At 62.6% G+C, this 16796-nt stretch carries 11 protein-coding genes; all 11 read left to right on the top strand.

The genetic code is table 11. The features are described 5' to 3' along the window. The first annotated feature begins 4 nt into the window (after nt 1-4). The 11 genes from LOY28_RS29255 (at nt 5) to tssB (ending at nt 16790) form a co-directional block, all read left to right on the top strand. A complete protein-coding gene (locus tag LOY28_RS29255) occupies nt 5-1303 on the top strand; it encodes a DotU family type VI secretion system protein (protein WP_018927422.1) in 1299 nt (432 codons plus the stop codon). Continuing rightward, nucleotides 1300-4800: a type VI secretion system membrane subunit TssM gene (gene tssM, locus LOY28_RS29250; protein ID WP_018927423.1), complete on the top strand. Its 3501-nt coding sequence runs from the start codon at nt 1300-1302 to the stop codon at nt 4798-4800. The genes LOY28_RS29255 and tssM overlap by 4 nt, the downstream gene beginning before the upstream one ends. Then, the gene (tagF, locus tag LOY28_RS29245) at nt 4797-5447 is read left to right on the top strand and encodes a type VI secretion system-associated protein TagF (protein WP_064621130.1); all 651 of its coding nucleotides are present in this window, start codon (nt 4797-4799) and stop codon (nt 5445-5447) included. Before tssM ends, tagF begins: the two co-directional genes overlap by 4 nt. Before the next feature lie 12 nt (nt 5448-5459). Then, nucleotides 5460-6179 carry a protein phosphatase 2C domain-containing protein gene (locus LOY28_RS29240; protein ID WP_309475750.1) on the top strand — a complete coding sequence of 240 codons (720 nt, stop codon included), beginning with the start codon at nt 5460-5462 and terminating at the stop codon, nt 6177-6179. Then, on the top strand, nt 6176-9205 hold the full coding sequence (locus LOY28_RS29235) for a serine/threonine-protein kinase (protein ID WP_258612867.1): 3030 nt from the start codon (nt 6176-6178) through the stop codon (nt 9203-9205). The genes LOY28_RS29240 and LOY28_RS29235 overlap by 4 nt, the downstream gene beginning before the upstream one ends. After that, nucleotides 9205-9921, top strand: coding sequence for an ABC transporter ATP-binding protein (locus LOY28_RS29230; protein WP_111453060.1), 717 nt, complete (start codon nt 9205-9207; stop codon nt 9919-9921). The genes LOY28_RS29235 and LOY28_RS29230 overlap by 1 nt, the downstream gene beginning before the upstream one ends. Continuing rightward, a complete protein-coding gene (locus LOY28_RS29225; protein ID WP_019650065.1) occupies nt 9921-11117 on the top strand; it encodes an ABC transporter permease in 1197 nt (398 codons plus the stop codon). Before LOY28_RS29230 ends, LOY28_RS29225 begins: the two co-directional genes overlap by 1 nt. Continuing rightward, complete coding sequence (locus tag LOY28_RS29220; RefSeq protein WP_019650066.1) at nt 11110-12837, top strand: SUMF1/EgtB/PvdO family nonheme iron enzyme; 1728 nt, start codon at nt 11110-11112, stop codon at nt 12835-12837. Before LOY28_RS29225 ends, LOY28_RS29220 begins: the two co-directional genes overlap by 8 nt. 84 nt (nt 12838-12921) lie before the next feature. Beyond that, nucleotides 12922-13851 (top strand): type VI secretion system-associated lipoprotein TagQ, encoded by a 930-nt coding sequence (tagQ, locus tag LOY28_RS29215; RefSeq protein ID WP_019650067.1) that lies wholly within the window; start codon nt 12922-12924, stop codon nt 13849-13851. Between the two features lie 846 nt (nt 13852-14697). Then, complete coding sequence (gene tssA, locus LOY28_RS29210; protein WP_019650068.1) at nt 14698-16254, top strand: type VI secretion system protein TssA; 1557 nt, start codon at nt 14698-14700, stop codon at nt 16252-16254. A 32-nt stretch (nt 16255-16286) separates the two neighbouring features. Further along, nucleotides 16287-16790: a type VI secretion system contractile sheath small subunit gene (tssB, locus tag LOY28_RS29205; RefSeq protein WP_007934526.1), complete on the top strand. Its 504-nt coding sequence runs from the start codon at nt 16287-16289 to the stop codon at nt 16788-16790. The last annotated feature ends 6 nt before the right edge of the window (nt 16791-16796 follow it).

Raw genomic sequence — 16796 nt, 5'->3', positions numbered from 1 at the left:
CGCGATGAATAACGACGATCGTACCCAGTTCATGCCGACACCCGGTGGCCGTGGCGCCGAGCCGGCCCGCCCGGACCCTGGCCGCGCCCAGCCCGCGCCACTGTCGATGCCGGCCGCGCCGCTGTTGACCGGCAAAGCCGAAGGTCTCAACCCCCTGGAGAGCGCCGCGGGCCCGCTGCTGGCTTTGCTGACCCGCTTGCGCAACACCATTGCCCACCCGGCACCGGCGAGTCTGCGGGCGCAACTACTGGCCTACCTGCGCCAGTTCGAGGAGCGCGCCGAGGCCGCCGGCGTGGTGCGCAACGATGTGTTGCTGGCCCGTTACGCCTTGTGCACCGCCCTGGATGAGGCGGTGTTGAGTACGCCGTGGGGTGGCACCGGCGACTGGGGCAAGCAGAGCCTGCTGATCACCGTGCACAACGAGGCCTGGGGCGGCGAGAAGGTGTTCCAGCTATTGGAACATTGCCTGCAAAGCCCCCGCGAACGTTTGTATCTGTTGGAGCTGTTGTACCTGTGCATGTGCCTGGGTTTCGAAGGGCGTTATCGGGTCATGAATGATGGTCGCAGCCAACTGGAGGCGTTGCGTGAGCGCACCAGTGCGGTTATCCGCAGCGCCCGTGGCGAATATGAGCGTGAACTGTCGCCCCATTGGCGCGGCGTGACCGTGGCGCGCGATCGACTGGCGCAATTCATGCCGCCATGGATCGCGGTGGCCATCGGTGTGGCGTTGCTGCTGGCCCTGGTGTTCGGCCTGCGCTTGAAACTGGCCGCCGATGCCGAGCCGGTGTTTAAAAACATTCATGCGCTGGGCGAGATCCCGGTGCAGGCCATCGACCGTCCGGTGGTGCAGCCGAAACTGGTCGAGCGGCCACGCTTGGCCGGTTTTCTCGCTGATGAAATCAAGGCCGGCCGGGTGGCCGTGGAAGATGCCGTTGACCGTTCAGTGGTGACTATCCGTGGCGATGAGCTGTTCGCCTCGGGCAGCGCCAGTATCGTCGACAATTTCCAGCCGCTGATGCTGCGCATCGCCGATGCCATTCGCAAGGTCAAGGGCCAGGTCCGGGTGACCGGCCACAGTGACAATCGCCCGATTGCCACCTTGAGGTTTCCATCGAACTGGGCGTTGTCCGAGGCGCGGGCCACTTCGGTGCTGCAAATCCTTTCGGCCAAGACCGGCCAGCCCGAGCGCTTCAGCGCCGAAGGCCGCAGCGACACCGAACCGTTGGCCTCGAACGCTACGACCGAGGGCCGCGCACGCAATCGTCGGGTCGAAATCACAGTGTTGGCGGAGGGGGTCGAGTGAAGGCGTTTTTCAGTTTTATGACCCGCTGGGTCATTCCGTTGCTGGGGCTGATCGCCCTGAGCCTGATCATCTGGTTTGTCGGGCCGCTGCTTGAGCTCCTGGTGCCCGAAGGCCGGCGCTGGGCGCTGATCATTCTGGTATTCGCGGTGTGGATCGCCTATCGGGTGTTTCGCATCATCCAGGCCCGCCGTCAGGCCGCCGAAGTCATGCGCAGCTTGGCGGCGCAAACCCCGCCGGACCCGACCAGCATCGCTACGGCCGAAGAGCTCGAAACCCTGCGCCAGCGCATGGACGAAGCCCTGACGCTGTTGAAGAAAGCCAAGCTGGGCGGCGACGAACGACGCAATCTCTACGAATTGCCGTGGTACGTGATCATCGGCCCGCCGGGTTCGGGCAAGACCACGGCGCTGGTCAACTCCGGTCTGCATTTTCCGTTGGCCGCGCAGTTGGGCGCCGGTGCGGTGCGCGGCGTCGGCGGTACGCGCAATTGTGATTGGTGGTTTACCGACCAGGCTGTGCTGCTCGACACCGCAGGCCGCTACACCACTCAGGACAGCGACGCGACGGTCGACAAGGCCGCATGGCTGGGCTTTCTGGGTCTGTTGAAAAAACAGCGGGCCCGTCGCCCGATCGACGGTGCATTTATCGCTATCAGCCTCTCCGACCTGTTGCTGGGCAGCGACGCCGAGCGCGCCGCCCATGCCGCTGCGATACGCCTGCGCATTCAGGAGCTGTACACCCAACTGGGCGTGCGCTTCCCGATCTACCTGATGCTGACCAAGCTCGATCTGGTGCCCGGGTTCATGGAGTATTTCGACACCCTGAGCAAGGAAGAGCGAGCTCAGGTCTGGGGCATGACCTTCGCTCTGGATGACGGCAAAAGCAATGACAGCCCGCTGGCCCATCTGCAAAGCGAATTCGCCGGTCTGGAGCAACGCCTGAACGATCGGCTGGTGGAGCGCTTGCAGCAGGAACGCGACCCGGCGCGACGCGATCTGATCTACGGTTTTCCACAGCAGTTCGGCGCGTTGAAGGATTGCCTGCAAAGCTTCCTTGAGGGCGTGTTCAAACCCAACGCCTTTGAAGAGCGGGCGCTGTTGCGCGGGGTGTATTTCACCAGCGGCACCCAGGAAGGCAGCCCGATTGACCGGCTGATCGGCTCCATGGCCCAGAGCATGAACCTGGACCGCCAGCACCTGGTGCGCCAGAACGGCACCGGGCGCAGTTACTTCATCGAAAAGCTCTTCAGCGCCGTGGCCTTTGCCGAGCGTGGGCTGGTGGGTGTCAATCCGAAAGTCGAACGTCGACGCAAGTGGATCGCCCAGGGCGTGCTGGCCTCGACTGTAGCCTTGGTGCTGGTGGTCGGGACCTTGTGGTGGGTCAGCTATCGCGCCAATCAGGCGTATATCGCGCAAGTCGATCAGAAAGTCGTGCCCTTGGGCCAGGCCGTGCAGAACCTCAGCCCGGCGCAGCGGGACGTGCTCGCCGTGTTGCCCTTGCTCAACGCAGTGAAGCACTTGGCCGATGATGCGCCGAACTGGGCCGAAGGCTTGGGTCTGTATCAGGGCGACATGCTTGAAGCCGAGTCCGGCAGCGTTTATCGCAAGCTGTTGATCGCGGTCTTCGCGCCGCGCTTGCTCACGCGTATCGAGGAGCAACTGCACGGCGGCGGCAATTCGGACTTCCTTTACGAAGGCTTGAAGGCCTACCTGATGCTCGCCGACAGCGAGCATTACGATGCTGATTTCATCAAGGCATGGATCGCCCTGGACTGGGACCGCAGCCTGCCGCGCGACTTACCGGCCGAGCAGCGCGTAGCCCTCGGTGAGCACTTGCAGGCGCTGTTCGAACGCCATCCGCCCACTGCGCGTCTCGACCCACGCCTGATCGACGATTTACGCCGGCAGTTGCAACAGCTGCCGGTGGCCCAGCGTGTCTACGACCGGATCAAACGGCAGAAACTGCCGGACGGCATTGCGGACTTTCGTCTCAACGAAGCGGCCGGGCGCGATGCTGCGCTGGTGTTCAGCCGCAAGAGCGGCAAGCCGCTGGGCGACCCCTTGAGTGGCTTCTTCACGGCCAAGGGTTACCGCCAAGGGTTTTTGCTCACCAGCCTGAACCAGACCGGCACCCTGGCCGAGGAGCAGTGGGTGCTCGGTCGCGATCAGGCAGAACAACAGAACGTCGCCAGCCTGGCTGCCGATGTACGCCGTTTGTATTTCCAGGATTACCAGCGCCAGTGGGACGCCTTGTTGGCTGATATCGACTTCGTGCCGATCACCAGCGTGGCCCAGGCCGCCGATGTGCTGCGGGTGATTTCCGGGCCGACTTCACCGTTGAAAAAACTGCTGGTGGCGGTGGCGAAGGAAACCGACCTGCAACAGGAAGAACGCGTGCTGGCCGCCAAGGGCGCGCCGGTGGAGGGCGGGGTCGACAAGCTCAAAGAGCGCTTGGGCACTTTGCTCGGCCAGGAGCAGGCGATGCAAAACACGCCTGAGGCCAGTGACGATCCAGTCACCGCGCATTTTGCCGAACTCAACCGCATCGTCAGCAAGAACGAAGGCGAGCCGGCAGCCATCGACGGCCTGCTGGCCGACATGAACGCCCTGTATGTGCAGGTCAGCGCCATGGTCGGTGCCAGCGGCGACGCCTTGCTTGGCGAAGCCAAGAACCAGGCCGCAGCGGCGGCGACGCGGGTCAGCCTCAACGCCGAGCGTCAACCGGCGTTGGTGCAGGGCCTGGTCAAGTCGGTGGTCAACTCCACCACCAACAGCATGATGGGTGGAGTACGCAATCAACTGAACGCGGCCTGGACCAGCGAAGTGGTGAACATCTATCGCCAGTCCCTGGCCGGGCGTTATCCGATGTCGCCAGGCAGTGCACGGGACGCGACCCTCGACGACTTCGGTCAGTTCTTCGGCGTGGGCGGGGTGATGGACAACTACTTCCGCAAATACCTGCAGCCCTACGTGGATACCTCGACCCAGGCCTGGCGCTGGCAACCGGGCGCCGCGCAGAAGCTCGGCATCGCCCCGGGCGTGCTGCAAACCTTCCAGCGGGCAGCGACCATCCGGGATGCGTTTTTCCGTTCCGGCGGTACCCAGCCGATGGTGCGCTTCGAACTCAAGCCCGTGGCCATGGATTCCACCATCACCCAGTTTTTGCTCGACCTCGACGGCCAGCAATTGAGCTACGACCACGGACCTAGCCGTCCGACCGCGATGCAATGGCCCAACCCCGGCAGCATCGGCGTGGTGCGGATCTCGATCATGCCGCCCACGGCCAGCGGTCGGTCCGGCATCACCCTGGACGGGCCCTGGGCCTGGTTCCGCCTGCTCGAGCAATCGGACCTGACCGCCGGCAACTCGCCGGACCGCTTCAACCTGCGGTTGCGGGTCGATGGCGCCAGCGCCTCTTATGAGCTACGGGCCAACAGCGCCTTCAACCCGTTCAAGAGCCGTGTGCTCAGCGGTTTCAGCCTGCCGGAGCGCTTATGAGCACGCCGGGCTTCTATGGAAAGTTGGCCAGTCGCGGGGACTTTGTCAGCCGTGGTTTGCCGCAGAGTTTTATCGGCCCTTGGGATTCGTGGCTGGCAGCGGGGTTGCTCGCCAGCCAGAGCCTTGGCGACCGTTGGCTGAATGCCTATCTGGTCAGTCCGCTGTGGCGCTTTATGGTTGCGCCCGGTGTGTGTGGGCCGCAGGCCGCCGTGGGGGTGGTGATGCCGAGCATTGATCGGGTTGGCCGGTATTTTCCGCTGACCGTCGCGGTGCTGCTGGATCACGACGCTGATCCTGCGTCGGTGATAGGCGGCTCGGATATCTGGTTTGAACAGGTCGAGCAATTGCTGTTGAGCACCTTGAACGTGGAGGCAAGCTTCGAGGCCTTCGGTGCAGGACTGGAGGCGCTGGGCAGCCCGGCTTATCTGCGACGCACCCCGAGCGGCCGTTTTGCCGGGTTGCACCGCTTTGATGTCACTGATCCGCAGGCGCGAATGATCGCCCTCGCCGAACAGGCCTGCGAAGGGGCCAGTGTGTGGTGGGGCCAGGGTTCGGAGCGCATCGCCCCCGGTTTATTGCGGTGCCAGGGCCTGCCGGCCGCCGCTGATTTTGCGCAATTTTTGCTCGGCCAAGAAGGTGTTGTGTAGATGTGTTCAAACGTGGGAAGGACCCTCAAGTCTGCAAGCAAAAGCCATGTCGGCATGGTCCGCCAGGTTAACGAAGACGCTTGCCTGGACCTGCCGCAAAAAGGCCTGTGGGTGGTCGCCGATGGCATGGGCGGGCACGCGGCGGGCGACTACGTCAGCAGTCTGATTGTCGACAGTCTGCGTAGCATTGCTGTGGGCCGTTCGCTGGATGAATACGTCGCGGCGTTGAAAACCGACCTGCTGCGGGTCAACGCCGCCGTGCGTGAAGAAACCGCCAACCGCGGCGTGACCATGATGGGCAGCACGGTGGTGGTGCTGGCGGCGCGTGACTTGCGTGGGGTGTGTCTGTGGGCGGGCGACAGCCGCTTGTATCGCCTGCGTGACGGCCGGCTCAAACGCATCTCGCGGGATCACAGTTACGTCCAGGATCTGCAGGACAGCGGCCTGCTCAGTGAAGCCGAAGCCCGGGTGCACCCGCGGTCCAATATTGTCACCCGCGCCATCGGGGTCCAGGCACAGCTGGAACTGGCGATGGTCGAGTTGCTGTTGAAGCCCGGCGACAGTTACCTGTTGTGCAGCGACGGGTTGAACAAAACCGTTGAAGATCATGAGATCCGCGAGGTGCTGGGCCACGACGAGCCAGGGGAAATCGCCAGCAGCCTGGTGTCCCTGGGCCTGATGCGCGGCGCTCCGGACAACATCACCGTCCTCGTCGTGAAGGTGCCTTCATGAACCTCACCGCGAACATTCTGATCCCGGGCTACGACATCGACGGTGAGATCGGTGAGGGCGCCATGGCCAGCGTTTACCTGGCGACCCAACGCTCGCTGGAGCGCAAGGTGGCGTTGAAGGTCATGGCCGCCGCGCTGGCAGCCGATCCGAGTTTCTGCGAGCGCTTCCTGCGCGAAGGCAAAACCCTGGCGCGCCTGTCTCACCCGCATACGGTCACCATCCATGACATCGGCAATGTCGGTGAGCTGTATTACATGGCTATGGAATACCTGCCCAATGGCACGCTCAAGGAGCGCATTGCCGCCGGCCTGACGCCGGAGCAGGGCCTGATCTACATCCGCCAGATCGCCTCGGCGCTGGGCTATGCCCATGGGCTGGGGCTGGTTCATCGCGACGTCAAACCGGCGAACATTCTGTTCCGCGCCGATGGCACAGCGGTGCTCTCGGACTTCGGCATCGCCAAGTCGCTGGACGACCGCACCCAGTTCACCCAAGCGGGTTTCGCCGTCGGCACGCCCAGCTACATGAGCCCGGAACAGGCGCGCGGCCAGGACATTGACGGCCGGGCCGATCTTTATGCCCTGGGCGTGGTGCTCTACGAAATCCTCGTCGGCAAACTGCCGTACACCGGCAACGACGCGCTCTCTACGGCCCTGGCGCATTTGACCGAACCGCTGCCGGAGCTGCCGGTGCACCACGGCCGTTATCAAGAGGTGCTGCGCAAGCTGTTGGCCAAGGATCCGGCCGAGCGTTTCCCGGATGCAAAGGCGTTGTTGCAGGCGCTGGATAATCTGCCCGGGGAATCGGTTGAAGCGACCACGATCCGGCCGTTGCCCCTTCCAATGAACAATGACCTGGCGGGACTGACGCCGGTGTCCATCGACATTCCGACGAGCCCCGCACAGCCGCAACCCCAAGCCAAGCCTGTTGCGCCGACGGCGAAGTCGACGCCGCAATCCCCGGCCTCGGAGCAGCGCAAGGGACCGGTGTTCGCGCTTGCCGCTGTTGCGGTAGCCGTGGTGCTGGCCTTGGGCGGCGCGGGTTATTGGTGGCTGTCCGGTGACGTCGAGGCGGACGCCAAGGTGCCAGTGGCTTCAGTGCCTCCAGTCAAAACACCACCAGCCGTGGCGCCACCGGTGAACCCCCCTGTGGCGACAGACGTCGATAATGGTCAGCGCCCGCTGCTGATGGCCGGCAAAAAAACCTTGTTCCAGCGGGTGCTCAGCAAGCCGGGAGCGAAACTCGCCAGTGAACCGGGGGCAGCACCTGACAAGGCCTTGCCGGCGTTTTCCGTGCTGTACGTCTATCAGCGCCAAGAGGTGGCCGGCAGCCCGTGGCTACGCGTCGGCGCCGCCACCGACGGGCGCAGTGACGGCTGGTTGCCAGCCGAGCAAGTCAGCGACTGGAAGCAAAGCCTGGTGCTCAAGTTCACCGAACGCTCCGGTCGTGCGCCGGTGATGTTCCTGCGTCAGCCTGGCGAAGTGGAGCGGCTGCTGGCCGATCCGTCGGCTGCAAAAAACCTGTTGCTCAAGGCCCAGCAGAACCGTGAAGACAATCAGCAGGTACTGGCCCTGGAACCGGCCGCCAGCGCGGTGCCGCAAAACCAGTTTTATCTGTTGCCAATCTTTGATTCGCGCGAGAGCTTCGATGAAAACGGCCAGCCGGTGCAGTTGCTGAACGTGGCGTCTATCGACCCCGGCAATGCACCGAAGGCCACTGTCGGCAACACTCCGATCAGCGCCGCCAATGCCGATGCATTTCGCACCGCTGTGGTGTTGGTCGTCGACACCACGGTGTCCATGCAGCCCTACATCGATCAGGTCCGCGACGTGGTGCACCAACTGCAAACCCGCATCGCCGAGCGGGGCGAGCTGGACAGTGTCAGCTTTGGCCTGGTGGGGTTTCGAAACAGCATCCAGAAAACCCCTGGCCTGGAATACGTCGCCAAAACCTTGATCACCCTGGACCAGGGCCGCGACCCACAGCGCTTCATGGACCTGGCGCGGCAGGTCAAGGCGTCCACGGTCTCGAGCCATTCGTTCAACGAAGATGCGTTTGCCGGCGTGATGGAAGCGGTCGAGGGCATGGACTGGTCCGGTTATGGCGGACGCTTGATTCTGTTGGTCACCGATGCCGGTGCGTTGCGCAAGAACGACCCGTATGCCACCACGCAAATGAACGAGGCCGAAGTACGTCAGGCCGCATTGGGCAAACAGATCAAAATATACGCCTTGCACCTGCTCAGCGATGCCGGCAAGAAAACCCATGGCGGTGCGCAAAGTCAGTATCGCACCCTGACCGCCGACGCCAACCCGCAGATCGGCGATCTGTACATCCCGGTGCCGGGCGCCGATGTGCGCAAGTTCGGTGAGCGGGTGGACGAGATCGGTTCGGTGTTTGCCGACCTGGTGCATCAGGTGCGCAGCAACAAGTCGCAGACCGTGCCGCTGCTGAGCGCCGCGCCGAGCCTGGCCGACAAATCGGCGGCCATCGGCTACGCGATGCACATGGACTTCCTGGGGCGAAAAGCCGCCAGCCAGGCGCCGCAACTGGTCAGCGCCTGGACCGCCGACCGCGACCTGACCAACCCGGCCCTGCCGGCGTTCCAGGTGTGCGTGATGCTGACCAAACTGCAGCTCAACGACTTGCAGCAATCGCTGAAACTGATCGTCGACGCCGCCCGCAAGACCCAGACCTCACCGAAGAATTTCTTCCAGGAAATCGCCAGTGCCAGTGCCTACATGAGCCGCGATCCCTCGGCCTTGCGCAAAGGCGGCAATCTGGCCGATGGCGGGGTTTTGGGGGAGTACCTGGAAGGACTGCCTTATCGCAGCAAGTCGCTGAACATGACCCAGGATTTGTGGCTTTCCCTGAGCGTGGCCGAGCAGGAGGACTTTATCGACGAGCTGGACTCGAAAATCCGCCTCTACGAAACCTTCCACAACGACCTGGCCAACTGGGTGCGTTTCGGCGATGCCGAACCGGGTGATGCCTTGTACCGCGTTCCATTGTCGACGCTGCCGTGATGCTGAACATGAGCGCAGTGCACAAAAGCCGGGGCGCCGGCAGCCAGCGCTACAGCCTGGTGATTCCACGGCTGCAACTGCGTGCCGGTGAGCAACTGGCGGTGGTCGGTCCCAGTGGCTGCGGCAAAAGCACGTTGCTCGATTTGCTGGCGCTGGTGCTGGCGCCGGATCAGGCCGGGCAGTTTGATTTTGCGTCCGGCCAAACCACGACGGACATTGCCGGGCTGTGGCGCGCAGATGCGCAAAGTGCCTTGGCGAACCTGCGCAGCCGGCACTTGGGCTACGTGCTGCAAACCGGTGGCCTGCTGGATTTTCTGGACGTGCGCGGCAACATCGACCTGTCGCGCCAACTGCTCGGCTTGAACGACGACGGCAGCGTCGATCGCCTGGCCGGGGCGTTGGATATCACCGATCAACTGGGCAAAAGACCGTGCGACTTGTCCGTCGGCCAACGGCAACGGGTGAGTTGTGCCCGCGCCCTGGCCCATGGGCCGCGCCTGCTGTTGGCCGATGAACCGACCGCTGCCCTCGATCCGCTGAACGCGGAACGCGTGATGCAGTTACTGGTGACCCAGGCTCGTGAACACAGGGTGTGCTGCGTCGTTGCCACCCACGACGAGTCACTGGCCCGCGCCAGCGGTTTGCAGGTGCGACGCATCAGTTGTCATCGCGACGTCGATGGCGGTGTCACCGCCACCCTTGGGGAGGCCTGCTGATGCGCGGCGCGCTGGTGGCTTCCCTGGCCTGGCAGGATTACCGCAACGATGCCTGGCTGTCGGCCTGCTCGGTATTGGCGCTGGTGGCGGTGATCGCACCGCTGCTGGTGCTGTTCGGTTTGAAATTCGGCCTGGTCAGCAGTTTGACCGAGCGCCTGGAAAACGACCCGGCCACCCGGGAGATCATCCCCCTGGGTGGCGGCCGGTTCAGTGCCGCGTTTATCGAGCAGTTGAGCCAGCGCAGCGACGTGTCGTTCGCCTTGCCGCGCACCCGGCAGATTGCCGCGACAGCGGATCTGACCGCTGGCGCTTCGACGGTGACTGTGGAAATGATCCCCACCACCGCCAACGATCCGTTGCTCGGCAGTCTGCCGGTACCCCAAGGGCTGGATCAGGTGCTGCTCAGCCAGACCGCCGCCGAAAAGCTTGGGGCCAAGGCCGGTGATTGGTTACAGGCCGGTTTTGGCCGGCAGGTGGCCGGTCGTGGCGAGGCGCAGCGCACTCGCGTTCAGGTGCTGCAGGTTCTGCCGCTGGAAGCCTTCGCCCGGGACGGATTGTTCGCGCCGTTGACGTTACTGGAAGCGGCTGAAGATTACCGGGACGGCCGCGCCGTGCCTGCGTTCGATTGGCCAGGTGATGCGGTGGGCGCGACGGAGCAGCGGGTATATCCGGCGTTTCGCCTGTACGCCCGCAGCCTCCAGGATGTCGAACCGCTGCGCCAATACTTCGCTGCACAGAACCTGCTGGTCTCGACCCAGGCCCAGGCCATCGCCCAAGTGCAATCGCTGAGCCGCAACCTGTCGATCGTGTTCTGGATCATCGCCGGATTAGCCGTGGCGGGAGCGTTCGCGGCGATTTTTGCCGGGGCACTGGCGGCGGTCGAGCGCAAGCGTCGAGCGTTATCGGTGCTGCGCTTGCTGGGGTTTTCCACGGCAGCGTTGCTGTTGTTTGTGGTGGTGCAGGCGCTGTACAGCGCCGGCCTTGCCGCCCTGTTGAGTGCCGGGCTGTATGGCCTGGCGCAATCGGGCCTGAACCATTTATTTGCGCAGATGCCGGGCGAGTACGCCAGCCATCTGCTGGCGCGTCACTACGCGTTGGCCCTGGCGGCCGTGCTCGGCGTCAGCGCCGTGGCGGCGCTCTGTGGTGGCTGGCGAGTGGCGCGTATCCAGGCGTGTGAAGGAATCCGAGATGTATAAGTTACTGGGCGCCGCCGTGGCGCTGAGCCTGGCCGGCATGGTCTGGGCTGATGAAGGCACCGACAAGCTGGACAACCCCAAGCCGTTGCCCGATGACGTCAGCCTGCCGCTGCCGTGCGAAGGGCAGATGGTGTTCCGTTACGTCTACATCCTGGCCCAGGGCAGTCTGGACGACCGCGAGATCAGCCTCGGTTACCCGTTCAGCGAAGGCGAGGCCGGCTATCAGCAGTCGTTCATTTCCGGTTATCGCCGGGACTTCATCAATGGCCAGTTCACCCTCAAGGATCTGCCCAAGGACTGGAGTAAAAGCATCACCCCGTTGATGCCCAAGACCGACGCCAACACCCCGCTCAAACCGATGCTCTATTTCATCGGCAAATACGAAGTCACCGCCCGCCAATACGCGCAGGTCATGGCCCAGGCGCAATCGTTGGCCAGCGGTGAACCAGCGCCAGCCTGCGAGGCGTTGCAGGCTGAAATTCCGCAAGGCATGGCCGGGCGTTTGCCCAAGGTGAAGCTGTCGCGATTCGAGGCGGAACGCTTCTCGGCGGTGTACAGCGCCTGGCTGATGAAATACCACAAGGACCTGCTGCCGGTGAGCGGTCGCGGCACCTCGGCAGAGGAGGGCGGGCTGGGTTTTGTGCGCTTGCCGACCGAAGTCGAATGGGAATTTGCTGCCCGTGGCGGGCAGGCCGTCAGCCGTCAGGACCTGGAAGGGCGCCTGTTTCCCCGGCGCCTGGACGGCAGCGAAAGCGACGGACCGCTGGCCGATTGGGCGGTCTTCAATCAGGTCGCCGGCGGCACCGGTCAGGCCGCGCGGTTGATGCCGATCGGTACCAAACTGCCAAACCCCATTGGCTTGTTCGACGTGATCGGCAACGCCGCCGAAATGGTCCAGGAGTCCTTCCAGCTGGTGCACGCCGGACGCCGCCAGGGCACCTACGGCGGCTTCGTGGTCAAGGGCGGCAATTACCTGGAAGGCGAGGGCACCTTGTTTACCGGGATGCGCCGCGAGTACCCGCTGTTCGCCGCCGACGGCACCGAGCAAAACAACGAAACCACCGGGTTCCGGGTCGCGGTTGGCGCGTTGTCGGCGCCCCGTTCGCGCTACAAGGAACTGTTTGCCCAATGGCAGAAAGAAGGTCGGCTGGCTTCGCTGACCGATGCCATCGATGACGCCCAGGACCCGACCAAACGCCTGGACAGCATCATTGCCGCCAGCGTCGATCCGCGTTTGCAAGCCGAGTTGGGGCTGGTCAACGAAGAGCTCAAGCGCAACGTCTCGCTCATCGCCCAACAGCGCGAGGAAGCGGCCGGCAACCTGATCCAGTCGGCGGCCCTGGTGGCCGAGACCGTCAACAACTACAACATTCGCCTGACCAATTTGCAGAAGAGTCGCCAGCAGGCCGTGGACGCCAAGGACGAGGCCAGCGCCAAGCTGTTCGCCATGGCCATCGACAACGGCCGCAGCGCGCTGGACGGCGCGGTGGCGATCTACATCGACAACCTGGCGACTGGCACGCGCTACACCGATGCCGTGATCCAGGCGCAGTTTCAACGCATCAAGGAAGAGTTGGAGCGCAAGCCGGTACTGGGCAAGAGCCTGGTGACGCGCGCGACGTTATTCGTTCGCCATGTCGGTGATTATCGTCAGCAACGACGAGCCGACCCGGCGGCGATATTGAAGGAATTGCTCGCATCGAACGCTCAGCGGTCTTGATCGTTCGTTGTACAGCGAGCTTGGAAGGGACTCAGGCGGCGATGGGCCGTGCTGAGCTGGTCAAACTTAAACGAGAACACAACTATGCTTTCCTCCCGTAAAGCTTTTGCTTCGGTTTCCAAGCGTCACTTGCTGCTGATCGCTGTTGGCTTCAGCACCGTACTGACCGGTTGCGCTACGTCGCCGACGTCCAAGGTCGCCTCGAGCACCAAGGTCGAGTACTACCCGAACTGCTACGAGCCGGTGCAGCACCTGCGCGCCACCGATTCGAACATGACCAAGTCGGTGGTTACCGGTGCGGCTGTCGGCGCTGTCGGCGGTGCACTGTTGGGCGCCCTGACCGATTCCGAGAACCGTGGCCGCAACGCCGCCATCGGTGCAGCAGGCGGTGCCCTGGCGGGCGGCGCGGTCGGTTACTACAACGAGCGTCAGAAGCAGATCGCCGATGACAACCAGCGCATCGCGTCCTACGCCTCCGACGTCAACAAAAGCGCCGCCGACATCGACCGCAGCACCGCGTACGCCAAGGCTTCGCAACAGTGCTACCAGAGCGCGTTCACCAAACTGGTCGCCGACCGCAAGGCCAAGACCGTCAGCGACACCGAGGGCCGCAAGCGCCTGGCAGAAATCGTCGCCGGCCTCAAAGAGTCCAACGACCTGATCGTCGCGGTGAACGGTAAAGCCAGCGAAGACCTGAACAACTACACCCAGGCCTACGAAAAAGACCTGCAGCAAGTAGGCGTGCAGCGCACTGACGTGGTCACCGTGGCGACCGCCGACACCACACCGGTCGTGACCCCGACCAAGAGCAAAAAAGCGGTGAAACCGGCGAAAAAACCGGTGCTGCCAACCGTGCCGAAAGAAGCGGTCACCACCGAGAAAACCCTGCAAACCGCACAAGCCAAACAGGCGGAAAGCAAGCAAGTCGCCAGCGCAGGCACCACTCAGGTCAACAGCATGTGCAAGAACCCGGACCTGGGCGACTGGGCACCGGTACCTTGCCCGAATGTTTGATTGAGCTTTCTGTAGGGCTTTGATCATTCCCGCGCACTGCGTGGGAATGATCTGTACTGGCTACGCCTGGGCGCCATGCGCCGCCATCTCCTGCGCTGGCAAATGATCCAGCGCTCGCTTCACCAGCAACTGCGGATTGTCCGCCATTCTGCTCAACGCCAATTTACATCCCTGCCAGCCTCCATAGGGGATGCCGAGTTGGAGCAAGCGCAAACTACCCGACACGCTTACAAGCGAACAAAAGAATGATGTCGGACGCCTCCAGAAAGTACGTCAGAGTTTTCCGCGTTTCAGAATGTTGCGTCAGCAACGCGCGAAGGGCTTTCGATACTTTTGTAAGAAATTTGAGGCGAACAGAATATGTATTTGGAGAGAAGTGGATCAAATACAAGGCGCCATCATTTTGACGGAATCTTGTATTGCTTATTGTCTGTCACTGCTATGTCCATAGATGACTGTAACTTTTCGGAAACCTCCTACATTTTTCATTTTTTATTTTTGTCATGCTGGGTTCCGCTTCAGGGCGTGAATGTTCAGCGATTATCCACTGGTTTGATAAACCGCTCTGGCCCAATGGTTTCGGGGGCAATTCGTCGAGATTGGAGGGTTAAAGCCAGCGTCAGGGAATCCCCTGTCACATATAGGGCTTTCTCCTACATGCAATAGAGAAACCGCCGTTTTATTGTTTATTTGGGTGCTTGCTAATGGCCATCATTGTGATTAGGATGCGCGCACTTGAAAGAGCACGAACTCAATTGGATGAGACTCATCGCAGCTCTTTGATACTGTCCGGCGCCATTGCAACTGCAATGGCCGCATGACCGTTTTCCTAATTAAAGGCCATGGATGTCCTACTCAAGCAAACTTTCTGCCCATTACCTTGAACTCGCAAAAGCCTCTGTTTCCCAAGAGAGTTTCGCGGGCGAGGATGTTCGCTTTTCGAGCGAATACGAGGCATTGGAAAGCGAACTGGCCAAAGCCCAGTCCATGCACGAAAGTGGTCAGATCGACTGGCTGAAAATCCGTGAAAACAGCGAAAACCTGCTGCGCACTCAATCCAAGGATTTGCGTGTCGGCGCGTGGCTGACCTGGGCGCTATACCAGCGTGAATCCTTCCAGGGGCTGCTGGCCGGCCTCGGTTTGTTGCACCATCTCTGTGAAAACCATTGGGCCGAAGTTCACCCGAACAAGGCCCGCACCCGCTCCGCCGCCATCAGCTGGTTGGTGCCGCGTCTTGAGCAGGTGCTGAACGAAAACGTTGCGATCAAAGAGCAGCTGCCGCTGTTCCGCCGGCTGGTCGAGCATCTGGAAGGCCTCGACGCCGCGTGCACCGAGCACTTGGGCGATGACGCGCCGTTGCTGCTGCCGATCTCCCGCCGCTTGAAAAACATGGTTCAGCGCGCTGCCGACAACCAGCCGGAGCCCGGTGTGGTGGGCGCCGCAGTCGCCCAGGTCAAGCAGGCTGCGACTCAGCTGTTCACCCCCGGCGCACCGATCGACAACGAGAAAGAAGCCCATAAGGCCCTGCGCGCTCAGCAGGAAAGCGCCCGTCCGTTGTGCGCCTGGTGGCTCAAGCAGAAAGCCACCGACCTGCGCGCCCTGCGCCTCAATCGTACGCTGCTGTGGCTGCCCATCGACGCGGTGCCCGAGCGCAATGCCGAGCAGATCACCGTCCTGCGTGGCGTGCCGGCAGACAAACTCAAGGCCTATCAGGACCGCTTCGACCAAGGGAAATACGCTGATCTGCTGGTAGAGCTGGAGGCGAGCCTGGCGAAGGCGCCGTTCTGGTTCGATGGCCAGCGAATGGTCTGGGAATGCCTTCAGGGGCTGAACGCCGAGATGGCCATGCGCGAAGTGGAAATCCACTTCGCGCTTTTGGTTCAGCGCCTGCCCGGCATCATCGAATTGCGTTTCCACGACGGCGCGCCGTTCGCCGACCCGGCCACCCGCGCCTGGATCAGCGCCCACGTCATGCCGCACCTGCAAAGCGCCAGTGCGCCGCGCAAGGTCGAAGTCGCCGATACCCAGCCGGCCTGGGAACTGGCCCTGGAAGAAGTCATGCCGATTCTGCGCAAGGACGGCCTCAAGGCCGCCGTGCAGATCCTCAAGCAGGGCCTGCAAAGCGCCCACGGCGGGCGGGTTCGGTTCTTCTGGCAGTTCGCCCTCGCGCGGCTGTGCTTCATGGCCAAGAAATACGAACTGGCCAAGACCCAACTCGAAACCCTCGACCAAACATTACAGGACTCAGGCCTGCACGCCTGGGAGCCCGATCTTGCGCTGGAAGTGCTGCATTTGCTGCATAGCTGCTGCGAGTTGTTACCGCAGAACCATGCAGTGCGTGAACGCAAGGAAGAGATTTATCGCAGGCTGTGCCACCTCGATCTCGAAGTGGTACTCGAATAGGCCCCAGGGCCACAACCGCAAGGAGAAAAGCCATGGCCAAAGAAGGCTCGGTAGCCCCCAAGGAACGCATCAACGTCACCTTCAAACCCGCCACCGGCGGTGCTCAGGAAGAGATTGAACTGCCGCTGAAACTACTGGCAATCGGTGACTACACCCACCGCAAGGACGAACGCAAAGTCGAAGATCGCAAGCCGATCAGCATCGACAAGATGACCTTCGACGAAGTGCTGGCCAAGCAAGAGCTGAGCCTGACGCTGAGCGTACCGAACCGTCTTCAGGAAGAAAGCGACACTGAAGAACTGGCCGTGCAACTGCGCGTCAACTCGATGAAGGACTTCAACCCGGCATCCTTGGTCGAGCAAGTGCCTGAGCTGAAAAAACTGATGGAACTGCGCGACGCGCTGGTGGCCCTCAAAGGCCCGCTGGGTAACGCGCCTGCGTTCCGCAAAGCCATCGAAGGCGTGCTCGCCGACGACGAATCCCGCGGTCGCGTACTCGGTGAGCTGGGCCTGAACGCCGCAGCCCAGGACGCCTGAGCCCCC

The sequence above is a fragment of the Pseudomonas sp. B21-017 genome (assembly GCF_024749245.1).
GTDB lineage: Bacteria > Pseudomonadota > Gammaproteobacteria > Pseudomonadales > Pseudomonadaceae > Aquipseudomonas.
The sequence above is the reverse complement of the archived record's forward strand: the minus strand, read 5'-3'. Positions and strand labels throughout refer to the sequence as shown.